The organism is Mesorhizobium sp. M7D.F.Ca.US.004.03.1.1, from assembly GCF_003998635.1.
In the GTDB taxonomy this organism is placed as follows: Bacteria; Pseudomonadota; Alphaproteobacteria; order Rhizobiales; family Rhizobiaceae; genus Mesorhizobium; species Mesorhizobium loti.
In genome coordinates, this window is sequence record NZ_RZQG01001585.1 from 1 (window position 1) to 705 (window position 705).

Genomic DNA, 705 nt, shown 5'->3' on the forward strand with positions numbered 1-705 from the left:
GATCTGGACGCTCCGCTGATGCTTGCGGCGCACCTTTCCGAGAAGCCGGCAAAGCTGTTCGGCATTTGGCCACGCAAAGGTGCCATCGCTGTCGGCTCCGATGCCGATTTTGCGGTCCTCGAACCAGGGCAATTTGTCTACAACTCCGCTGACGCCCATGACGACGTCAACTGGAGCCCGTACGACGGGATGACCTTTTCAGTTCGCGTGGCGGCGTCGTTCGTGCGTGGCGTCGAAATCTGGGACGGCATAAGAGTGCGGGCAGCTAAGGGACATGGCCGGTTTATTCCGCGCTCCGCAGGGTCGCGGATCAAAAGGGGCAACGCGGTGTAACATCCATGGCAAAGGCAACCCTGCTCATCAGTGGCGCCAATCGCGGACTCGGACTAGAGATGGCGCGCCAGTTCACGGCTGATGGGTGGGAGGTGCACGGCACCGTTCGCAGACCTGGGCCGTCGGTATCAGAACTTGCCTCGACAATTGCGCCGCAACGCATCCACCTCCTGGAGGCGGCGGATCCGAATTCTGTCGCGCAGCTTGCCGCCAATCTGCGGAGGATACCCTTCGACGCCGTGTTCGCGAATGCTGGCATGACCGGCGATACGCGCAAGCGCCCTGATGAAATTTCTTTCGATGACATTGCAGAAGTGTTTGCAGTCAACACTTTTGGCGCACTGTCCCTGGTAAGGGCTCTGAAGCCGAACC

At 60.1% G+C, this 705-nt stretch carries 2 protein-coding genes; both read left to right on the top strand.

Translation table 11 applies throughout. The annotated features are described in order from the left end of the window. Nucleotides 1-333, top strand: a 333-nt coding sequence (locus tag EN935_RS38885) for an amidohydrolase family protein (RefSeq protein WP_206534712.1), incomplete at its 5' end; no start/stop codon positions are given. 5 nt (nucleotides 334-338) lie between these two features. Next, the coding region (locus EN935_RS38890) for an SDR family NAD(P)-dependent oxidoreductase (RefSeq protein ID WP_127374399.1) at nucleotides 339-705 on the top strand (367 nt) is incomplete at its 3' end.